The organism is Dactylosporangium sp. NPDC005555, from assembly GCF_040605635.1.
Lineage (GTDB): Bacteria > Actinomycetota > Actinomycetes > Mycobacteriales > Micromonosporaceae > Dactylosporangium.
The window spans coordinates 115,258-136,021 of the sequence record NZ_JBEXDG010000019.1; the positions used below are offsets into that span (position 1 = coordinate 115,258).

General features: G+C 71.9%; 18 protein-coding genes and 1 tRNA gene. 6 read left to right on the forward strand and 13 right to left on the reverse strand.

The annotated features are described in order from the left end of the window. Positions 1-99: 99 nt before the first annotated feature. From ABZS58_RS22685 to ABZS58_RS22700, 4 genes are all read right to left on the reverse strand, one after another. Positions 100-516, reverse strand: a complete 417-nt coding sequence (locus ABZS58_RS22685) for a hypothetical protein (protein ID WP_354784448.1) — start codon at positions 514-516, stop codon at positions 100-102. A gap of 375 nt (positions 517-891) precedes the next feature. Continuing rightward, positions 892-965: transfer RNA gene (locus tag ABZS58_RS22690), tRNA-Met, on the reverse strand. 111 nt (positions 966-1,076) lie between these two features. Then, positions 1,077-4,049 (reverse strand): UPF0182 family protein, encoded by a 2,973-nt coding sequence (locus ABZS58_RS22695; RefSeq protein WP_354784450.1) that lies wholly within the window; start codon positions 4,047-4,049, stop codon positions 1,077-1,079. Between the two features lie 61 nt (positions 4,050-4,110). Continuing rightward, positions 4,111-5,136, reverse strand: coding sequence for a PDZ domain-containing protein (locus ABZS58_RS22700; protein ID WP_354784452.1), 1,026 nt, complete (start codon positions 5,134-5,136; stop codon positions 4,111-4,113). Positions 5,137-5,192: 56 nt separating this feature from the next. On the opposite strand from ABZS58_RS22700, the gene ABZS58_RS22705 reads away from it, so the two are divergent. Further along, positions 5,193-6,617 (forward strand): zinc-dependent metalloprotease, encoded by a 1,425-nt coding sequence (locus ABZS58_RS22705; protein ID WP_354784454.1) that lies wholly within the window; start codon positions 5,193-5,195, stop codon positions 6,615-6,617. 204 nt (positions 6,618-6,821) lie between these two features. On the opposite strand, the gene ABZS58_RS22710 is transcribed toward ABZS58_RS22705, so the two are convergent. Both ABZS58_RS22710 and ABZS58_RS22715 read right to left on the reverse strand, forming a co-directional pair. Beyond that, entirely contained in the window at positions 6,822-7,424 is a 603-nt protein-coding gene (locus ABZS58_RS22710; protein WP_354784455.1) for a hypothetical protein, read from the reverse strand. Further along, positions 7,421-7,945, reverse strand: a complete 525-nt coding sequence (locus ABZS58_RS22715; protein WP_354784457.1) for a M48 family metallopeptidase — start codon at positions 7,943-7,945, stop codon at positions 7,421-7,423. The genes ABZS58_RS22710 and ABZS58_RS22715 overlap by 4 nt, the downstream gene beginning before the upstream one ends. A 392-nt stretch (positions 7,946-8,337) precedes the next feature. On the opposite strand from ABZS58_RS22715, the gene ABZS58_RS22720 reads away from it, so the two are divergent. From ABZS58_RS22720 to ABZS58_RS22730, 3 genes are all read left to right on the forward strand, one after another. After that, complete coding sequence (locus ABZS58_RS22720) at positions 8,338-8,490, forward strand: DUF5679 domain-containing protein (RefSeq protein WP_190251171.1); 153 nt, start codon at positions 8,338-8,340, stop codon at positions 8,488-8,490. 262 nt (positions 8,491-8,752) lie between these two features. Beyond that, positions 8,753-9,910 (forward strand): TOMM precursor leader peptide-binding protein, encoded by a 1,158-nt coding sequence (locus ABZS58_RS22725; protein ID WP_354784461.1) that lies wholly within the window; start codon positions 8,753-8,755, stop codon positions 9,908-9,910. Positions 9,911-9,919: 9 nt separating this feature from the next. After that, entirely contained in the window at positions 9,920-11,266 is a 1,347-nt protein-coding gene (locus tag ABZS58_RS22730) for an AarF/ABC1/UbiB kinase family protein (RefSeq protein WP_354784463.1), read from the forward strand. Between the two features lie 297 nt (positions 11,267-11,563). Here ABZS58_RS22730 and ABZS58_RS22735 read toward each other — a convergent pair whose 3' ends face one another. The 3 genes from ABZS58_RS22735 to ABZS58_RS22745 form a co-directional block, all read right to left on the reverse strand. Then, positions 11,564-11,944: a WhiB family transcriptional regulator gene (locus ABZS58_RS22735; protein WP_354784465.1), complete on the reverse strand. Its 381-nt coding sequence runs from the start codon at positions 11,942-11,944 to the stop codon at positions 11,564-11,566. Between the two features lie 119 nt (positions 11,945-12,063). Further along, positions 12,064-12,585, reverse strand: coding sequence for a hypothetical protein (locus ABZS58_RS22740; RefSeq protein WP_354784467.1), 522 nt, complete (start codon positions 12,583-12,585; stop codon positions 12,064-12,066). A gap of 139 nt (positions 12,586-12,724) precedes the next feature. After that, a complete protein-coding gene (locus ABZS58_RS22745; protein ID WP_354784469.1) occupies positions 12,725-14,830 on the reverse strand; it encodes an ATP-dependent DNA helicase UvrD2 in 2,106 nt (701 codons plus the stop codon). A gap of 74 nt (positions 14,831-14,904) precedes the next feature. On the opposite strand from ABZS58_RS22745, the gene ABZS58_RS22750 reads away from it, so the two are divergent. After that, positions 14,905-15,150 (forward strand): mycoredoxin, encoded by a 246-nt coding sequence (locus tag ABZS58_RS22750; RefSeq protein ID WP_354784470.1) that lies wholly within the window; start codon positions 14,905-14,907, stop codon positions 15,148-15,150. A gap of 39 nt (positions 15,151-15,189) precedes the next feature. Continuing rightward, positions 15,190-15,819 (forward strand): hypothetical protein, encoded by a 630-nt coding sequence (locus tag ABZS58_RS22755; protein ID WP_354784472.1) that lies wholly within the window; start codon positions 15,190-15,192, stop codon positions 15,817-15,819. A 9-nt stretch (positions 15,820-15,828) separates the two neighbouring features. On the opposite strand, the gene nudC is transcribed toward ABZS58_RS22755, so the two are convergent. From nudC to ABZS58_RS22775, 4 genes are all read right to left on the reverse strand, one after another. Next, positions 15,829-16,743 (reverse strand): NAD(+) diphosphatase, encoded by a 915-nt coding sequence (nudC, locus tag ABZS58_RS22760; RefSeq protein WP_354784474.1) that lies wholly within the window; start codon positions 16,741-16,743, stop codon positions 15,829-15,831. 90 nt (positions 16,744-16,833) lie between these two features. Beyond that, positions 16,834-18,165, reverse strand: a complete 1,332-nt coding sequence (locus ABZS58_RS22765; protein WP_354784476.1) for a pitrilysin family protein — start codon at positions 18,163-18,165, stop codon at positions 16,834-16,836. Continuing rightward, positions 18,162-19,457, reverse strand: a complete 1,296-nt coding sequence (locus ABZS58_RS22770; protein WP_354784478.1) for a pitrilysin family protein — start codon at positions 19,455-19,457, stop codon at positions 18,162-18,164. Before ABZS58_RS22770 ends, ABZS58_RS22765 begins: the two co-directional genes overlap by 4 nt. A gap of 66 nt (positions 19,458-19,523) precedes the next feature. Further along, positions 19,524-20,753, reverse strand: coding sequence for a S8 family serine peptidase (locus ABZS58_RS22775; protein ID WP_354784480.1), 1,230 nt, complete (start codon positions 20,751-20,753; stop codon positions 19,524-19,526). Positions 20,754-20,764: the final 11 nt, after the last annotated feature.

The following is a 20,764-nucleotide window of genomic DNA, read 5'->3' on the forward strand; positions in this document are numbered from 1 at the left end:
ACGGTTTCCCGTTGTGCCAGGTCACGCCGCAGATACGACACGGCCGCCGCCCTGCGGGAACGGGACGACGGCCATGCGGTCACGCGGCCGCGACCAGGGTCAGGCGCAGCGGTCGAACGAGTAGTCGTAGCCGGAGTCGAAGTCGCCGAAGTAGGCCAGGAGCCTGATCCTCTCGCCGTCGTTGGCGACCCTGAGCCGCTCGACCCTGGAGTTGGTGAACGGAGGCACCGGCGCGAACGTGAGCGTCACGTAGGACTTGTCCTGCACCTTCCAGCTCCAGTTGCCGTCGAGCGTCGGCGTGACCGGCTGGTCGTACTGCCCGATCAGCCGCTGCCCGAGCTTCGCCGACATCCCGGCGACGGCGGCCTTGCCGTCGTCGCCGAGCTGGAGACGGTCGCCATCGGCGCCGCACCACTCCCCCAACACCTGCGACCGCTCGGTCGGCTGGAAGCCCGACGCGCCACACGCGGTCAGCACGACGAGCACCCACGGTGCCATCCATCGCCGGATGTTCATCGACTCCCTTTCAAGGAACGGGCTACTTCCCGGTCTTCGGCGCCACCGGGAAGGACGCCCCAAGGCACACCGAAACGGACGAGCCGGGCCTGGCCGGGCCTGGCCGGGCCTGGGCTGGGGCCGGGCTGGGGTTGGGGCCGGGCTGGGGTTGGGCTGGGGTTGGGGCGGGGTTGGGGTTGGGGCTGGGTCGAGCGAAGCAACGACCCCACCCACGACCGGGCACCCACGGCGAACCCGTCGGCGGGGCCGACGGTTTCGAGGGGGTGTGGGTGGAGCGAAGCTCCCCCACTGGGGAGCACCGGCTCCGCCGGTGCGCGGATGCGGAAACCGCCAACGCGAAACGCCCCCTGCGTGAGCAGGGGGCGTCAGCGGTTGTAGCGGGGACAGGATTTGAACCTGCGACCTCTGGGTTATGAGCCCAGCGAGCTACCGAGCTGCTCCACCCCGCGTCGGTTTCTAAAGATTAGCGCATGGCGGTCATGTCTTCCAAATCGCTTACGGGTGAACGTGTCCGGCATCACGGAGGGCCGCCGCACCCCTGTGCGGCGGCCCTTCCGCCATCAGCCTGAAGGTGCCGGACTGACCGTCACCGTCGCCGACGGATTGGCGTTCGCCGACGGGCTCGGCCCGGCGCTCGGTGAGGTGCTTGCGGCCGGTGTCGCCGCCTTCACCGCCGCCTCATAGCGCCCGAGCGAGTCCTGCAGGGCCTTGAGCGCCCGGCCGTACGCCTCGAAGTCCCCTGCGACCTGCGCCGCCTTCAGGTCCGCGATCGCCTTGTTCATGTCGGCGATCGCCGCCTGCACCGCCGGCGAGCCGGGCTGGCCGCCGGTGTTCGGGACGGTCGGCTCGGCGTTGTCGCCGGTGCTCGGCACGGGCGCCTGGCCGGTCGCCTGTTTCACCAGCTCGCCCAGCCCGTCGGCGAGGTTGTTGGCGTAGGCCTTGTAGTTCGGCCCGTAGGCGACCAGGACCTTCTGCAGCGTCGGGAACGTCTTGTCGCTCTTCGTCCGCAGATAGATCGGCTCCACGTACAACATGCCCTCGGCGACCGGCAGCGTGAGCAGGTTGCCGTAGATGACCTCGGAGTTGTTGGAGCTGAACTGGGTCAGCTCGCGTCTCGCGTCGGCGATACCGGTCATCGTGCTGTGCATCTGCGCCGGGCCCTGGATCGCCGTGTCCGGCGGCAGTTCCAGGATCTCGAACACCGGTTTGCCGTTGACGTACGACGCGGACATCAGCGCGGCCAGGTTGCCGCGGCTGCGGGGCGCGAGCGCCGTGGTGAGCTGGAACCGGGATTTGTCCTGGTAGGGCAGCTTGGCCACGATGTAGTACGGCGGCTGGTCGGCGGTCGGGTTCGCCGGGTTCTTCGGCACCTCCCAGAAGTCCTGGCCGGAGAAGAACCCGTTCGGCGTGGTGACGTGGAAGCGGCTGAGCAGGTCCCGCTGGACCTTGAACTGGTCCTCCGGGTAGCGCAGGTGGTCCATGAGCTGCGCCGAGATCGCCGAGCGCGGCTTGACCAGCTTGTTGCCGAACGCCTTGTTCCACGCCTTCAGGATCGGGTCGCTCTCGTCGAACGCGTAGAGGTTGACCTCACCGCTGTACGCGTCGACGGTCGCCTTCACCGAGTTGCGCAGGTAGGACACGTCCTGGCGCGGCTCGGGGAACATCCGGCCGCTGGTGGAGGAGTCCTGGATCGCGGTGTTCCAGTCGATGCGCTGCGCGTACGGGTACGTCGCCGACGTCGTGTACCCGTCGATGATCCACTGGATCCTGCCGTCGACGACCGCCGGGTACGGGTCGTTGTCCAGCGTCAGGAACGGCGCGATCTTGCGGACCCGGTCCTCGGGGTTCCGCACGTACAGCACCTTCGAGTTCTCGTTGAACACACCCGAGAGCAGGAAGTTCGTCTCGCGCATCTGGGCGGCGTAGAGCAGGCGGCGCCAGTACGAGCCGACCGGGACGCCGCCGGCGCCCTCGTAGCTGGAGTACTGGTCGCCGGCCTCGACGGTCGGCCGGTCGAACTCGGCGTTGCTGGCGCCGGACGCCTTGCCGGTGATCGCGTAGACGTCGCCCATCTGCTCGCCGTAGTAGATCCGCGGCTCCTTCACCGGGATCAGGTCCTGCTGCGACGCGCACTGCTGGCCCTGCTCACCGACCGGCTTGGCCTGGTTGGTGAGGAAGCCCGACACGTAGAACGGCTGCCCGTTGCAGACGACCTGGTTGGCCGGCGCGGCGACGAACCCGTAGCCGTGCGTGTAGACCGAGTGCCGGTTCTGCCAGTTGTTCTGCTGCAGCTGCGAGTAGTTGATCTCACGGACGCCGACGACGTAGTCCTGGGTCTTGCCGCCGATGGTGTACCGGTCGATGTCCAGCTTCGGGTTGAACTCGTAGAAGCCGCGGACCTGCTGCTGCTGCGTGTAGGTCTCGCCGACGACGGTCGGGTCGAGCAGGCGGATGTTGCCGACCGTCTCGTCGTAGGACGGCAGGTTCGTCGGTGGCTCCTGGTTGCGCGATGCATAGGGCTTGACCTCGACGGTGTTCAGTCCGTAGGCCAGCCTCGTCGCGTCGATGCTGCGCTGGAAGTACTGCGCCTCCTTCTGCAGCTGGCTCGGCTTCACCGTGAACGACTGCACCGCCGCCGGGTAGATCCCGCCGACCGCGACCGCGGACAGGGCCAGCAGGCCGAGGGCGAGCCCGGGCCAGATGAGGTTGCGCATGAAGGCGTTGGAGAACACCAGGATCGCGATCGCGACGACGATCGAGATCCAGGCGAGGATCTCCTTCGCCGGCAGCAGCGCGTTGATGTTGGTGTAGCCGGCGCCGTACAGCTCCTGGGTGGGGAACTTGTCGAGCAGCAGGCCGCGCCGGTCCAGGTAGTACGCGGCGGCCTTGAGCAGCACGAACGTGGCGACCAGCGTGGTCAGGTGGGCGCGTGCCGCGGTCGTCATGCGCTCGCCGGCGCCCTGCAGCCGCACGCCGCCGAAGAGGTAGTGCAGGGCCAGGGCGCCCAGCAGCGAGAAGACCACCGCGGTGAAGGCGACGCCCAGCACGTACCGCCAGAACGGATACTCGAACACGTAGAAGCTCAGGTCGACGCCGAACTCGGCGTCCTTCTGCCCGAACGGCGTGCTGTTGGTGAACAGCAGCCACTCCTGCCAGTGCCCCTGTGCCGACAGGCCGGAGAACAGGCCGATCAGCCCGGCGACCGCGACGACCCAGATCGTCATGTGCGGCAGCAGGAAGAGCCGGTAGCGGTCGAGCGCGTGCTGCTCGGCGGAGTGCGGCCGCAGCAGCGGCCTGGTCCGGTAGGCCAGGTAGAGGTTGCCGGCGATGATGAGCCCGACCGCCGCCCCGAAGATCAGGAACATCCACAGGCGGGTCGTGAGCACCGTCGAGAAGACCCCGGTGTATTTGACCTCGGAGAACCACAGATAGTCGGTCCAGGCCCCGACGACCCGGTCGAAGAGGGTGAAGAGCAGGAAGACGACCGCCAGCACGACGATCGTGACCCGACCACGTCGGCTCACCCTGGTCATGGGATTACGCATTACCACGGTCGGCTCCGCCCGTTCGCGTATGGAAACCCGTTCAGCGTAGTCATGGACCACACACGGCTGGTGTCTGACCGGCCCGCAACTGCTCCAGCGCGGTGAGCGCCTGGTCGGCGGTGCTGACCTTGATCAATGGCAGGCCCGGCTGGGCATTGGCGACGGCCTCCGCGCAGTTGGCCGCCGGGGTGAGGAAGAACTTCGCCTTCGCCGCCTTCGCCGCGACCAGCTTCTGCGGGATGCCGCCGATCGGCCCGACATTGCCCTCGTCGTCGATGGTGCCCGTCCCGGCGATGATGATCCCGCCGGTCAGGTCCTCTTCCTTGATGGTGTCGATGATGCCGAGCGTGAACATCAGCCCGGCCGACGGCCCGCCGATGCGGTCCAGCTGGATCGACAGCTTGAAGGGGTGCGGCTGGGACGACTTGACCGTGATCCCGAGCCGCGGCGTGCCGTCGTCGGCGGCCTTCGTCGCCACGGTCGCCGTGCGCTTGTCCGCGCCGCGGGTGTATTCGACCTGCCGCGGCGTGCCGGCGGGCTCGGCCCGGACCAGCTCGGTGAGCTTCGCCAGCGACGTCACCGGCTTGCCGTCGATGCTGTTGATCACGTCGCCCGCCTGGAGCTGGCCCTCGGCCGGGAAGCCGGCGGACACCTCGTCGATCGCCACCAGGACGGGATAGCCGAGCTTGCGCAGCGCGACCGTCTCCGCCGAGGACTGCGACGCCTGGAAGTCCTTCTTGTTCTCTTCCTCGACCTGCTGCTCTGTGCGGTTGGGCGGGTAGATCAGCTCACGCGGCACCACCGCGCGGTCCTTCTGCCACCAGCCGATCATCGCCTCGAGCAACGTCATCTGCGGCTGCACCGACACCGTGGTCATCCGCAGCTGCCCCGCCGACTTCGTGACCGGCGCGCCGTCGACATTGATGATCGGCTTGCCGTCGTCGCCGGCGCCGAGCGTGTTGTAGGTCGGTCCGGGCCCCATTTCGACGTAGGGCACCTGCAACACGGTCGTCTGCCAGGACAGCAACAGCAGCAGCAACGCGCCGACCAACACGGTCACGCCACGACGTCTCATGGCGGCGAGCCTAGCGCTCTCAGTTTTCGTACATCGGAAGCGAGTACCTTTGGGACATGCCCGCAGACATCCCGTTCGGCTTCGGACCGCCCGGCGGAGAGGTGCCGGATCCCAACGATCCGCGCCAGATGCAGCAGTTCCTCAGCCAGCTGCAGCAACTGTTCGCCACGCCCGGAGGCGGCCCGGTCAACTGGGATCTGGCACGTCAGCTCGCCCAGGCCCACCTCACCGGCGGTGGTCCCGCCGGTGGCCTCGCCCAGTTCCCCGTCGGCTTCGCGATGCCCGGCGTCGCGGTTACGCCGGCAGCGAACACCGGCGACCCCGACGCGGCGAAGCCGGTCGGTGACCCGTCGGTCACCCCCGCCGAGCGGGCCGGGGTCATCGAGGCGCTGCGCCTGGCCGACCTGTGGCTCGACCCGGAGTCCGCCCTGCCGTCCGGCGTGCGGTCGACCACCGCGTGGAGCCGGGGCGAGTGGCTCAACATCACCCTGCCCGTCTGGCAGAAGCTGTGCGACCCGGTCGCCGCCCGCATGGTGTCGGCGATGACGGAGCTCGTGCCGGAGGAGATGCGCGCCCAGATGGGGCCCATGACCTCGATGGTCGCCTCCCTCGGCGGTGCCCTGCTCGGCGGCCAGCTGGGCACGGCGCTGGGCTCGCTCGCCGCCGAGGTCCTCTCCGCCGGCGACATCGGCCTGCCGCTGGGCCCGGCCGGCACCGCCGCGCTCATCCCGGCCAACATCGCCGAATACGGTCGCGGCCTGGAGATCCCCGACGACCAGGTCCGCCTGTATGTGGCGCTGCGCGAGGCGGCCCACCAGCGGCTCTTCGGCCACGTCCCGTGGCTGCGCAGCCACGTCTTCGCGGCCGTCGAGGCCTACGCGGCCGGCATCCATGTCGACCGCGAGGCGATCGAGGAGGCGATGAGCCGCATCGACCCCGCGACGCTCGGCAGCGACCCGCAGGAGCTCGTCCTGGAGGGCATCTTCACCCCCGAGGACACGCCGCAGCAGCGCGCCGCCCTCGCCCGGCTGGAGACCGCGCTCGCCCTCATCGAGGGCTGGGTCTGCCACGTCGTCGACCGCGCCGCCGGCGACCGCCTCCCCGACGTGGTCCGCCTGTCCGAGGCGTTCCGCCGCCGCCGCGCAGCGGGTGGGCCGGCCGAGCAGACGTTCGCCGCCCTGGTGGGCCTCGAGCTGCGCCCCCGCCGCCTCCGCGAGGCCACGGCCCTGTGGGCGGCCCTGCTCGAGCACCGCGGCGTCGCGGGCCGGGACGCGCTGTGGGACCACCCGGACCTGCTGCCGGAGGAGGAGGCGTTCGCGGACCCGGAGCTGTTCGCCCGGACCGAGCTCGACCTGAGCGACCTCGGCTTCAGCGACACCGACCTCGGTCTCGGCGACAAGACCGCCGGCGACCCGCCGCAGAAGGACGACACGCCGGAGCAGGGCGACGAGCCCGGGGAGGGCGGCTCCCCGAAGGCGTGACGACCGCAGACCCGGCCCGGCGCGCCCTCCTGGCCCGCCGGGCGGTGTCCTGCCCGGTGCCGGCATCCTCCAGACCCGTTGGTCCGGCTGCGGCGGGGCGACTGTGCCGAGCCGCCGCAGATCACTGTTCCGCGGCGTCCCGGCGCCCGCCCGCGACGCAGTGCCCCGGCCGCGCTCGGCCGCGACGCAGTGCCCGGCTTCGGTTCAGGAGAGCAGGGAGCGGGTGGCGTCCCAGCCGTCCAGGGCCATGTCCAGGTGGCGGAGGTCCTCGGGGCCGCGGAGGCGGTGCCAGCCGGGCGCGGCGGCCACCATCGCCGGGGACGGCGCCGGGCGGCGGGCGGTGACCACGTCGGCGGTCTCGGGGTCGAGGTCGGGCAGCCAGGACGGCGCCGGCAGGCGGGTCGCCACGCCCAGGAGGCCGCCGCCCGCGGCGGGGGCGACCGCGACCACCCTGGTGGACAGGGGGCGGATCATCTTGCCGATCAGCATGGCCGGGAGGTCGGGTGCGTCGGCCATGAGGACGACGGCGCGGTCGTGCCCGTCGGCGGCGGCCGCCGCGAGGGCGGCGCTGATCGAGAGGGACGGCAGCTCGTATCGCGGCATGCCCGGCCACGCGATCTTCGAGGCCAGGGGCAGGTCGGCGGGCAGGGCGGCGATGGCCGGCTGGATGAGCGGCAGCGGGGCGACCAGGTCGACGACGTCCTCGGCGAGCGCGGCACGCCACGAGGCAGGGTCGACCCCTGGCGGCGACCACGGCGTCGGCACGAGCAGCACGATCACCGCAGCCGAAACCGCCGGGTCAGTCATTCAGTGATCCCGAGACCTGCAGCCGCTGACACCCCCTCAAGATACCCCCGCGCCCGCTCCGACTTCGGGTAGCGCCCGACGAGCGCCCAGAAGGCGGCGCTGTGGCTGGCGATGACCAGATGCGACAGCTCGTGCAACAGGACGTAGTCGATCACCCAGTCCGGCATCTCCTGCACCCTGTGCGAGATCCGGATGGTACCGTCTGCCGGCGTGCACGACCCCCAGCGCCCGTTCTGGTTCTGCACCCAGCGCACGCTGGTCGGACGGGCGGCGTTGGGGTGATCGGGCAGGTAGCGGGCGGCGAGCCGCTGCGCGCGTGCCGTCAGCTCGCTGTCGGTGCGCCGGGCCCGCTGCTCGCGGATGGCCAGGCGCTCCAGCATGCGATCGACCCACTCGCGCTCCTCCGCCCGGGAGAACTGCGCGGGGATCAGCACGACGACCCGCTCACCATCACGGTAGGCAGACACCGTGCGTCGGCGGCGCTTGCTGCGCCGCACCTCGATGACCGGCTTACGTGTCATGCCGGCCCCCTCAGGGTACCGCTCACGGAGGAACGCTAGCCGGAAACGGCCATCTCTCCGCAAGGGCCAATCTCGCGGAGCACGCCCGTATGTCACCCATTCGTGGCGCCTCGCCGGAAAGATTCCGCCGGTCGTCGGAGCGATGAGGCCGCCAACAGGCCCTCAAAGGCCACCCGAAGGCATTTCATCCACAGCAACCCACACCGTTGCCCACACAGTTATCCCCAGGCTGTGCATAGTGTGTAGCGTGCGGTTAGAGGAAGATCTTCCGATTACGCTCGGCGTGTCCCGTCTTACCGCACTTTCCCCGAGTGTCCGACAAGGCACACTCACCACGTCGACCTAGCTGGTCAGCACCGGTGCGTGCACCGGACCGAGATGAGGAGGGCATCGTGGCCGAGACGTACAACGGCTACTGCGTCAAGTGCAAGGAGAAGCGGGACTTCGAGGGCGAGATCGCGATCTCGAAGACGGGCATGAAGATGGCCAAGGGCGCCTGCCCGGTCTGCGGCACGACGGTCAACCGGATCCTCGGCAAGGCCTGACTCCACCCGTAGCCAGGCACGCAGCCAGGCACGGCCGCCGACGGCGGGCCGTACACATCGGCTCCTCGCCGCCCCCCGCCCGGTGGGTGAGCCCCGAGATCGTCGCGCTCGCGCAGCACAGTTGGCCCGCGCGGTATGAAGCGTTTGCGCCTTTCGCTGTGGACAACTCGGCGGCCGGCTGTGGACAAGTCCGGCCGGCGGTGGATATCCCTGTGGACAACCACCCCGGCCGGAGTCCGCGCCGGTGGCAGTCTCGCCGGTCATGCGACCGACACTCCTGCCGAACCTGCGCCGCCTGTGGCGGGACGCGTCCACCGTCCAGCTCGGCACCGACCCCGCCGGCGCCGTGGTGCTGCACCTGCGCCGGCCGGAGCTGGCCAGGGTGCTCGACCTGCTCGACGGCGCGCACACCGAGCCCGCCGTGCTGGCGGCCGGCGAGGCGCTGGGGCTGGCGGCCGCCGACGTCGGCGGCCTGGTGGACCTGCTGCGGGACGAAGGGCTGGTCGTCGGCGCGCACGCCCTGGTCCCGGCCGGCCTGCCCGAGCGGGCACACCGCCGCCTCAGCATCGAGGCCGCGGCGATCGCCCTCCAGATGCGCAAGGACCGGCACGAACAGCCGCACAACGACCGGCACGGAGCAACAAGCAGGGACCGGCACGAACAGCCGCGCAAGGACCGGCACGAAGCCACGCGCGAGGACCGGGGCAGGGAAGAGCCCGCAGACGTCCTTCGCCGCCGGTACACCTCCCGCGTCGTCGTCGCCGGGGACGGCCCGTTGCTGGCTCCGCTGGCGGCGCTGCTCGCGGCGAGCGGGGTCGGGCACGTCGACCTGGTCGTCGACGGGGTCACCGGCGCCGGGGACGTGCTGGTCGGCGGTCTGCTCGCCGACGACGTGGGAGTTTCACGGGCGGTCGCGACCGGCAACGCCGTCGCCAGGTGCGCGCCCGGGGCGGACCTCTCGGCGGCCAGGACGGGCCACGTCGATCTCGTGGTGCGCGTCGGTGACCGCCACCCGCCCGCGCTCGCCAGGAGGGGCCTGCGGCTCGGTGGCCTGGCGCGGCTGGAGCTGACGGTCCGGCTCGGCACCGTGCTGATCGGTCCGCTGGTACGCCCGGCGAGCTCCCCCTGCGGAGCGTGCCTGGACCTGCACCGGCGCGACCGGGACCCGATCTGGCCGGTCCTCGCGGCGCAGCTGGCCACGGCCCCGCCCGGCGACGGCGAGCCCTGCGCGTCCGCGACGGCCCTGGCGGGGGTGGCGTTCGCCGCCGACGAGGTGCTCGCGTTCCTCGACGGGACGGCCGCGCGGACGGAAGCGGCGATCGTCGAGATCCCTCGCGCCGGTGAGCTGAGACGCCGGGTTTGGGTGGCGCATCCCCGCTGTGACTGCCGTCGCCGTCGTCGCGCAGCGCAGAACGGGTAAGAATGACGTGTGACCGAGATCCCCAGGGGCGCAGTCGCCCGCACCGCACGACTGGCGTCGCTTCCCCTCGGGTTGGCCGGGCGGGCCGCGCTCGGCCTGGGCAAGCGAGTGACCGGTATGGCCGCCGACGTAGTGTCCGCGGATGTCCAGCGCCGCACCGCCGAGCACCTGTTCAGCGTCCTCGGGCAGCTCAAGGGCGGTGCGATGAAGATGGGGCAGGCGCTGTCCGTCTTCGAGGCGGCGCTGCCGGAGGACCTCGCCGGGCCCTACCGGGCCGCGCTGACGAAGCTGCAGGAGGCCGCCCCGCCGCTGCCGGCGGCCAGCGTGCACAAGGTGCTGCGGGAGTCGTTGGGCGACGACTGGCGGGAGCTGTTCAAGGAGTTCGACGACAGACCGGCCGCCGCGGCCAGCATCGGGCAGGTCCACCGAGGCGTGTGGGCGGACGGTCGCGACGTGGCGGTCAAGGTGCAGTATCCGGGCGCCGGTGAGGCGCTGCGGTCGGATCTCAACCAGCTGGCCCGGTTCGCCGGGCTCTTCAAGGCGATCCAGCCGGGCCTGGACGTGAAGCCGCTCGTGCAGGAGATCCGGGACCGGGTCACCGAGGAGCTCGACTACGAGCTGGAGGCCACCTCACAGCGCGCGTTCGTGAAAGCGTTCGAGGGCGACCCGGACATCTGCGTGCCGCAGGTCCTCACGTCGTCGCCGCGGGTGCTCGTCACGGAGTGGATCGACGGTGTGCCGCTGGCGACGATCATCGCGTCGGGCACGGTCGAGGAGCGCGACGCGGCCGGCACGCGGATGGCGTTGCTGCACTTCTCCGCGCCCGCGCGGGCGGAGCTGCTGCACGCCGACCCGCACCCGGGCAACTTCCGGATGCTGCCCGACGGGCGGCTCGGGGTCCTCGACTTCGGTGCGGTCGCCCGGCTCCCCGGCGGGCATCCGGAGGTGATCGGCCGGCTGACCCGGCTCGCGCTCGCCGGTGACGCCGACGCGGTGCTGTCCGGGCTGCAGGACGAGGGGTTCGTGAAGCGCGACGCGAAGATCGACGCGGCGGCGGTGCTGAGCTACATCAGGCCGATGCTGGACCCGGTCGCGGAGCCGAAGTTCCGGTTCAGCCGGGCGTGGCTGCGCGCGGAGGCGGGCCGGCTCGCCAATCCGAAGAGCCCCGCGTATGCGATGAGCCGGCAGCTCAACCTGCCCCCGTCGTACATGCTGACCCACCGCGTGACGCTCGGCTCGATCGGCGTCCTGTGTCAGCTGGAGGCCGAGGCCCCCTATCGGGAGATCATCGAGCGCTGGCTGCCGGGATTCGCGGAGCCTTCGGTGAAGAAGACGCGCCGGCGCAAGGCCGAATAGACGAATGCCGAAGGCGGCCTCCCGGACGGGAGGCCGCCTTTTGACGAAGGTCAGTGTCGGTTCAGCTGACGCTCCTGCTCACGGCGGGCGCGCATCGCGATCTGACGGGCGGACGAAGAAGCCTCAGAGTGACGGACAGCCTGAGGCTGACGCATTCGTGCTCGTGAGAGTGCTTCGTGGAGTAGTTGCAAGGACACGGCCATGCTCCTCAGGTTGGTGCGTACGTCGGTGAGTTGAAGCCGGGTCGGCTGCGCGGCGCGCAGACCTCGGCTGGCTGACAACGGATGTGCGCTCATGTCAGGCCGCCACGCTCGCGGCCACGGCCGCGGTGCGAGCTGCGACCTCGACCCGCAGGACGGCGTCGCGGGCGACGTCCTCCTTGCGCGGGCGGCCACGCGGACGCTTCCGCGGGACAACCGCGCCGCGCTCGAAGATCTCGCCACCCCAGACGCCCCAGGGCTCGGCGCGCTCGACTGCGCCGGCAAGGCACTCGACGCGCAGAGGGCACTCCACGCAGAGCGACTTGGCCAGCTCGAGCTCGGCCGGCTGGTCGGCGAACCACAGGTCCGGGTCGAAGGTGCGGCACGGCAGGTCGGACTTCACGCCCCGGGCAGCGACGAGGAGACGCTCGTCGGCACCCTCAACGCGCACATCGCGCGATGCCAAGGCCAGACTCATCCCGGTCACCCCTTTCTGTTTCTCGATCGTTTGGTGGTGATCGTCGGTGCAAAATGACTGAGGCCGCGGATCCCGGTGTCGGGTTCCGCGGCCTCGAGGTGAGCCGGTAAGTCGGTCTGTTAGACCGGCCTGCCTCGAGGTGGTGTGCCGCGGACTCCGCCGTTGGGCTTCGGAGCCGTCAGGTCGTGCTTGTCGTTCGCGGTGAGCCCACTGGTCCCCTGAACCTGGACTCCCCGCCGGTTGAGCAGCGTGCCGCCGGCGGCGGGCATCTGCTCAACGGTGCGGACGCGCTCGATGGTGCTGGTGGTGCCGGTGGTGCCGGTGCCGCCCTTGACGTCCAGGTCGATCCTCAGATCGGCCGGGATGACGCCCTGGACTTCGACGCCGCCCGGAACCTCGACGCCACCCAGGGCCGCGACGCCACCCGTGGCCGCGAAGAACGCGGTCGGAGCGGCAGCCGGAGCAGAGGCAACGGTCGGGATCAGGGAAGCGGCCGGGCCTTGCGCGGCAGCGACGCCCGCGAAGGCGCCTCTGACGGCAGATTCCTGCCACAGCGTCGGGACACGGCGCGCCGACACCGGGGACGGGGCGCAGAGGGTGCGCAACGCCGGCTGTAGCTCGGCTGAGATATAGAGCTTCACGGGTCGCACCTTCTCTCCACACTCGTCATGGGCCGACCGCCGGTGCTCCGGCGTTCGTGTTCGCAGGCTATGCCGCGTCTTCAGGGTAGGGCAATCGAATTTCCGGGAAAAGTTCTTGTCACTTTTCCGCGGATCGGAATCAGTCGCTCCGCACGAGGTCATCGACCGTCGTGCCGGAGACCAGCGCGAGCACGTCGTCGCCGTAAAGTCCCAGCTTGCGGGGGCCGATGCCGGCGATGACGGCGAGCTCCTCGCGGCGGCCGGGACGCCGTTCGGCGATCGCGGCGAGCGTGACATCCGTGAATATGACGAACGCGGGGACCTTCTGCACGGCGGCGAGCCGGGCCCGCCAGTCGAGCAGCCGGGCGAGGAGCTCCTCGTCGCGGTCGGACGGGCAGCCCTCGCAGCGGCCCAGCTTGCGCTCCGGCCCGCTGAGCAGCCCGGCGCCGCAGACCCGGCACGAGACGGCGACGGCGCGCTTCACCCGGGCCGTCACCTCGGTCTTGCCGATGCCCGGGGACGACGCACGCCGGCCGGGCTCATAGGAACGCCCCGGCTCCAGGGCGGGCATGAAGCGGGTGGCCCGCCGGGGACGGCCGCCGGGCGTGCGGGCGCCCGCATAGGACAGCCACAGCGTGTGCCTCGCGCGGGTGACGCCGACATAGAGCAGCCGCCGCTCCTCCTCGACCGCGTCAGGGGTGCGGGCGTGGATGACCGGCATGGTGCCCTCGGCGAGGCCGACGAGGAACACCGCGTCCCACTCCAGCCCCTTCGCCGAGTGCAGCGACGCGCACGTGACCCCGGCGACCGTCGGCACGTGCTGCAGGGCGGCGCGGCGGGCCAGCTCCTCGTTGAAGGCTTCGAGGGTCAGCGCCGGCATGCTCTCGGCGAGGGTGACGAGCGCCGACACCGCCTCCCACCGCTCCCGCGCGGCGCCACCGGTGGGGACCTCGCCGGCCCGCCAGCCGACGCCCTCCAGTGCCCGGGTGACCGACTCGGTGAGGGGCGCGTCCGGGTCGAGGGACCGGGTGGCGGCGCGCAGCGCGATCATCGCCTGGCGGACCTCGACCCGCTCGAAGAACCGCTCGGCGCCGCGCACCACATAGGGCACCCCGGCCTCGGCGAGGGCCTCCTGATAGACCTCGGACTGCGCGTTGACCCGGAAGAGCACGGCGATCTCCTCTGCGGGCGTGCCGCCGGCGATCAGCTCGCGGCAGCGGGCCGCGACGGCGGCGGCCTCCTGCGGCTCGTCGGGGAACGAGCGCATGACCGGCTCGGCGCCGGGCGGGCGCTGGCCGATCAGCTCCAGCCGGAGCCGGGCCAGCTCGCCGCGGGCCTGGCCGATCACGGTGTTGGCGAGGCCGACGACCTGCGGGGTCGACCGGTAGTCCCGGACGAGGCGCACGACGGTGGCGCCGGGGTGGCGGCGCTTGAAGTCGACGAGATAGGACGCGCTGGCGCCGGTGAACGAGTAGATCGTCTGGCTGGCGTCACCGACGACGGTCAGGTCCTCGCGGTCGCCGAGCCAGGACTCCAGCAGCCGCTGCTGCATCGGGTTGACGTCCTGATACTCGTCGACGACGAAGTGCCGATACTGCGAGCGGATCTGCTCCGCGACGTCCTCGTGCTCCTCCATGGCCCAGATCGCGGCCCGGATCATGTCCTCGAAGTCGATCACGCCCTGGGCCCGCTTGACCCGCTCATAGGCGGCATAGACCTCGCCGACCTTGGCCGCGTCGAACGGTGGCTCGCGCAGCGCCTTGGCGGCGGCGACGGCATAGTCGGCAGGCTCGATGAGCGAGGACTTGGCCCACTCGATCTCGCCGGCGAGGTCGCGGGCGCCGGTGCCGTCGATCTTGACCCCGGCCCGGGTGGCGGCCAGGCCGACCAGGCGGGCCTTGCTGTCCAGCAGCTCGGGCATCTCCCGGCCGGAGAAGAGCCGCGGGGCGAAATAGCGGACCTGGCGCAGCGCCGCGGCATGGAACGTGCGCGCCTGGACGCCGCCGGCGCCGAGCTGGCCGAGCCTGGCGCGCATCTCGGCGGCGGCGCGGGCGGTGAACGTGACGGCGAGGACGTGCTGGCCGCGGACGTGCCCGGTGCGCACCCGGTGGGCGATGCGGTGCGTGATCGCCCTGGTCTTGCCCGTGCCGGCGCCCGCGAGGACGCACAGGGGCCCGGCCGGAGCAGTGACCACGGACGCCTGCTCCGGGTCAAGTCCTGCGAGTGGGTTTGAGGAGTCCGCCACAGGTAGGCATCATTCCAGCCGGGTATGACGTTTCCCCCGAAGTACCTGCCGAGAAAACGACGGAGGAGCACCGGATGCTGACGATGTACTCGACCACGTGGTGTGGCTACTGCCACCGCCTGAAGTCGCAGATGGACCGTGAGGGCATCCAGTACCAGGTCGTCGACATCGAGCGGGACCCCGCCGCGGCGACGTTCGTCGAGAGCGTCAACGGGGGCAACCAGACGGTCCCGACGTTGAAGTTCGACGATGGCACCGCCCTGACGAACCCGACGATCGTCCAGGTCAAGGCCCAGCTGGCCAACGCGGTCAGTAGCTGACCCTTCACAGGGAGCCGCCGGCTCACTACGGTGACCGGCATGCGGGTGGCTCGCGACTTCGCCGTGTCCGGCGCCCGGGGACCTGGGGCTCACCAGGGGACCTACCACGCGCCCGAGCGGCCGCGGGTGGCCGACCCGGGGCGCCGGCGGCGCATCGCCGACTATCTGTCCGGCGGCACCGCGATCGGCCGTGGGCACGGTCCGGGCGTGCTGCACACCGACGGGTTGTGGCTGTGGCCGGAGCGGTTCGTCGCCGAGATCCTCGACGACGGGCTCGCCCCCGAGCAGGACCTGCTGCGGCAGATGCGCCGGCACGACTTCCGCGCGCCCGCGCCGGAGCCGGACGGCCGGCTGACCGAGGACGCGCTGACGGCGTGGCGGACCGGTCCGCCGCCCGCCCCGCGGACGCTCATCACGTATTTCGTCCGCGTCGACGGCGAGACGGACGTGGACACGCCGCTGTCGCTGCTGCGCCGGGTCGTCGAACCCGCCGGGCGGGTGACGGAGGAGGCGCTGTGGCGCGACCTCGACTGGCACCCGACGCAGGCGTTCGGCGCGCACAAGATCGACCACGACATCCGTGCCGTGACCCCGGCACACGCCGCCGGGGTCCTCGACCGCTGGTGCGACCGCTGGCACCGCGAAGCGCTCGGCAGGGGCTCGCCGTGAGCAGCGGGGCTAACCCAGCCATTCCGTGATCAGGTAGTGCGCGATCGACGCCGGGAACGGCAGGCCGAAGTCGGAGGACTCCCCCGCCAGTACCGGCGCGATCTCGGCACGGGAGAACCACCGGCCCTCGAGGATCTCCGTGGCGTCGACCACGACCGGCGCGCCGACCGGTGCCGTGGCGTGGAACCCGAGCATGAGGGAGCCGGGGAACGGCCACGGCTGGCTCGCCACGTAGGTGACGTCGCCGACGACGACGCCGACCTCTTCGAGGACCTCGCGCGCGACGGCCATCTCCGCGGACTCGCCGGGCTCGACGAACCCGGCCAGGGTCGAGTAGCGCCGGATGCCGTTGGCCGCCGGCCACTGCGCGTTGCAGCCCAGCAGGCAGCGCCCGCCGGGTCCGTCGACCCCGTCGTGCACCAGCATGATCACGGCCGGGTCGGTCCGCGGCCACAGCGTCTCGGCGCCGTCCTCGGTGGTCCGCACCCACCCCGCCTGCGCCGGGACCGTCAGTTTGCCGCTCAGGGGGCTGTACGGGTGCCGCGAGTGCCAGTTGGCCAGCCCGACGGCGGTGATGAACAGCCCGGCCGGCAGGTCCGGCAGCGCGTGCCCGACCTGGCGCAGCGTGACCCGCCGCGTGCCGGGCAGCACGGCCACGTCCGCGGCGACCGCGAAGTAGGCGGTGCCGTCGGTGTCCTCGCCGAGGAAGAACCGCTCGCCCTGCGGCGCGTCGGCCGGGTCCACGTAGACGAGCTCGGGCGGGTCGTCACCGCGGACCAGCATGTGCCCGTCGTCGACGACCACGACCCTGGCCCGGGTGAAGGCCGCGTCCAGCCAGGCGGCGTCGGTGCGGCGGTGCGCCGCCCGGTCGAGCACACCCCGCGCGAGCGGAGGCCCCGGCCGGGCGGCGGCAACGTCGGTCACGAGGTCATCCCGCAGCGCACCGGCGCCGCCGTCCGGAAGCGGCTGCGCACTGGCGTCGCCGTCCAGAAGCAACCGGACGCTCAGAGCCCGTCATGACGCCGCTCGGGTGACCGCCGTCAGCGCCGCGAGCGGCTTCTCGATCTGCTCGGCGTCGCCGAGGACGACGGCCGCGATCCGGGACGGCGCGAGGTACTGCGCCGCCGCGGCCGCCACGTCCTCGCGGCTGACCCGGGCCAGCCGGGCGGCGTGCTCGGCGAGATAGTCCAGGCGCAGCCCGAACCCGGCGTAGGTGGAGACCAGCCCGGCGAGCCCCGCCTGCGTGGACATGCCCAGCTGCAGCGTGCCGAGCGCGTACTGCCGGGCCTGCTCCAGCTCTTCCTCCTTCGGCGGGAGGCTGGCCAGCCGGCCCAGCTCGTAGAGCGTCTCCAGCAGCGCCGGCCCGGTGACCGCGGTCGCCACCTCTGCGGCGACGACCAGCGCCGACCCGGCGACGGCGTGCTCGACGAGGGAGTGCGGCCCGTACGTGTAGCCCTTGTCCTCACGGATGTTCTCCACCCAGCGGGAGGAGAAGTAGCCGCCGAAGACGAGGTTGGCCAGCTGCAGCGCGGCGTGGTCGGGGTGCCGGCGGGACACCGCGGGCAGCGCCAGGCGCAGCGACGACTGCACGGAGCCGGGCCGGTCGACCAGGGTCAGCGGCCCCGGCTTCAGCTCCGGCGTCGGCGGCAGGTCGACGCTCGTGCCCGCGCCGTCCCACTTCCCCAGCATCCGCTCGGCGGCGGCGATCGCCTTCTCCGGCGTGATGTCGCCGACGATGACGAGGGTCGCCCCGGTCGGGTGCACCCGCTCGGCGTGCAGGGTGCGCAGCGAGGCGGGGGTGACGGCCTCGACCTGCTCCGGCGCCGGGGTCTGGATCGCGTACGGGTGTCTGCCGTACATCCGCTTGAGCAGCGCGGCGCGGGCGAGGTGGCTGGGCTGGCTCTGCGCGACCCGGATCCGGTCGACGAGGCGGGCCCGCTCGGTGCTGACCTCCTCCGCCGGGTAGTTGGCGTCGGTGAGCACCTCGGCGAGCAGGTCCAGCAGCCGGTCGAGGCCGCCGACGAGCGCGTTGCCGGAGATCAGCAGCCGGTCCGGGTCGGCGCCGGCGGACAGCCCGCCGCCGACCTTCTGCAGCTCGGCGGCGATGTCGACGGTCGACATCGCGGTCGTGCCGGACAGCACGGTCTGGGTGAGCAGCGCGGCGCGGGCCAGGTGCGCCTTCGCGAACGGCACCCGCAGCCGGACCTCGACCAGCGGCACCGACGAGCGGCGCAACGCGATCACGGTCAGCCCGTTGTCGAGGGTCCGCTCGACGGTCTTCGGCAGCTTCAGCGGCCGGTTGGGCCCGAGCACGGGCACGGTGCGGAGCAGGGTTTCGGCAGTCACTTGGCTCCTCCGGCAATGACCTCGACCGCGGCGCGGCGCGACGGGACCAGCGTGGCCGCCGCGGCGATGATCTGCTCCTCGGTGACGCCACCGATCAGCGTGTGGAGCTGGTTGAGCAGCTCGGGCTCGCCGCGCTGCTGCTCCAGGACCGCCATCTGCAGCGCCCGGCCGAGCACCGCGTCGGTGTCGCGCAGCAGGTGTGTGGCCATACGGGCCTGGGTGCGGCTGAGCTCGTCCTCGGCGAGGCCGTCCGTGGCGATCCGCTGGCACTCCTCCTCGACGGTGCGCAGGACCTTGTCGACGTCGCCGCCCGGGGGCAGGTGCGCCTGCAGGACCAGCGCGGTGGGGTCGCGCACCGCGAACGGCTCGCCCATGAAGCCGACGTAGCCGCCGACGCTGGTCACCGTGCGGTCACGCAGCACCAGGCGCTCGACCAGCCGGGACGCGTCGCCGTCGGTGAGGACCTCGGCGAGCACGACATACGGGAGGTAGGCCTCGATGTCGTTGATCGGGTCCGGGACCCGCCACGCCGCCGCGACCGCGGGCAGCGGGGCGAGACGGTCCTCGTAGGAGGAGCGGCGCTCGGCGGTCAGGTCGGGCTCGGCGAAGTCGGGGCGGGCCGGCGCCGGGCGGCCCGGGACGTCGCCGAAGTGCCGCTCGATCAGCGCGGTCGCGGTCGCCACGTCGAAGTCGCCGGAGACCGCGAGCACCGCGTTGCCGCAGGCGTAGTAGCGGTCGAAGAAGTCGGCGGCGTCGGGCACGGTCGCGGACTCCAGGTCGTCGAACGAGCCGTAGCCGTCGTGGGCGTTGGCGAACGTGTCGAACATGACCGGGGGCAGCCGCAGCCAGGGGAAGCCGCCGTAGGGCCGGTTGAGGACGTTGACCCGGATCTCCTCCTTGACCACGTCGACCTGGTTGCGCAGGTTCTCCTCCGTCAGGCGGGGGGAGCGCATCCGGTCGGCCTCGAGGAACAGCGCCCGCTCCAACGCGTTGGACGGCAGCGTCTCGAAGTAGTCGGTGTAGTCGAAGTGGGTCGATCCGTTGAACGTGCCGCCGGAGCCCTGCACGTAACGGAAGTGGGCGAGCTTCTCCAGGCTCTCGGAGCCCTGGAACATCAGGTGCTCGAACAGGTGGGCGAAGCCGGTGCGGCCCTGCGGCTCGGAGCGGATGCCGACGTCATAGACGACCGCGACGCCGACGACGGGGGCGGCCCGGTCGGGTGAGAGCACCACCCGCAGACCGTTCGGAAGGGTGAGGCGCTCGACGGGATACTTGGACGCGGGAATCCGCACAGCGGGACTACGACGAGGCACCCGTCGAATCTATCCCGTCCCGCGCGATTCGCCGTCGCCGACCGCCTACCCGGTGCTACCGGCGGGCTCCTCGGCGCGTGAGCCGGCGTGTGAGTCGGCGTGTGACCCGGCCCTTGACCCGGCCCGCTCGGCGCGGCGCAGCCGGTGCTCGGCGCGCAGGGCGTACCAGAGCAGCACCCCGATGAACGCGATCAGCGGCAGGCTCAGCAGCCACCCCAGGTTGCCCCGCGACCTGGGGTGCAGCGGATCGGCGGCCAGGGGCGGCACGGACGCCGGCGCCGCGGTGGACGGCGCCGGCACGGCCGACGGCGACGGCGGGTGGGCGAGCGGGATCACCCTGGTCAGCGCGGGCACCAGGTCGACGCGGCCGACGCCGAACACCGGGTCCGCGCCGGTGACGCCGGCATCGACGGCGGTCACCGACAGCCGGTGCACGATCTCGTCGGCGGGCAGCTTCGGATACGCCGCGCGGACCAGCGCCACGGCCGCGGCGAGCACGCCGGCGGAGGCGCTGCCGGCGTCGACCCGGTAGCCGCCGCCCGTGTTGGTCGTCATGATGTCCTCACCCGGCACGCCGAAGCCGAGCTTGCGGCCGCTGTCGGAGGTGACGAGCACGTCGCCGGCGCGCGACAGCGGGACCGCCGCGAGGACCCCGTCATACGCGGCCGGGTAGGGCTCGAACGCCTCACCGGCGCGGTTGCCGTCGGCGGCGACGATGACCGCGTCGGCGGCGAGGGCCTCCCGGACCGCCTGCTGGAGCCGCTCGCTGCCGCCGACGGAGTAACCGACGACGATGACCTTCGCGCCGCGGACGGTGGCCAGCTCGATGCCCTCGGCCAACTGGTCAGCGGTAATGGTGTGGGCGCCGCCGCGCACGCCGGTCGGGTCCGGGGTCGCGGGGCTGCCGAGGACCACCGGCAGGATGTCGACGCCCGGCGCGATGCCGACCACCCCGTTCTGCCGGTTGGCGCCGTGGCCCTGCCCGGCGATCAGCCCGGCGAGGGCCGTGCCGTGCCCGTCGGGGTCGCCGGGCGCGGTCAGCGCGCCGTTGGTGTAGATCGCGGGCAGCACGCTGGCGGTCAGGTCGACGTGGTTGCGGTCCACGCCGTTGTCGATGATCGCGACCGTGACGCCCTCGCCGCGGGTCTTCTCGTTGGCCTCGCTCACCCGCAGGTATTGCAGGGGCCACTGATCGTCACGGATGCCGTCCGCCCACGCCGGACTCACGGGGACGAGTGCGAGCACGACTCCTGCAACCAGTGCGGCCTTCTTCACCGCGCTAGCGT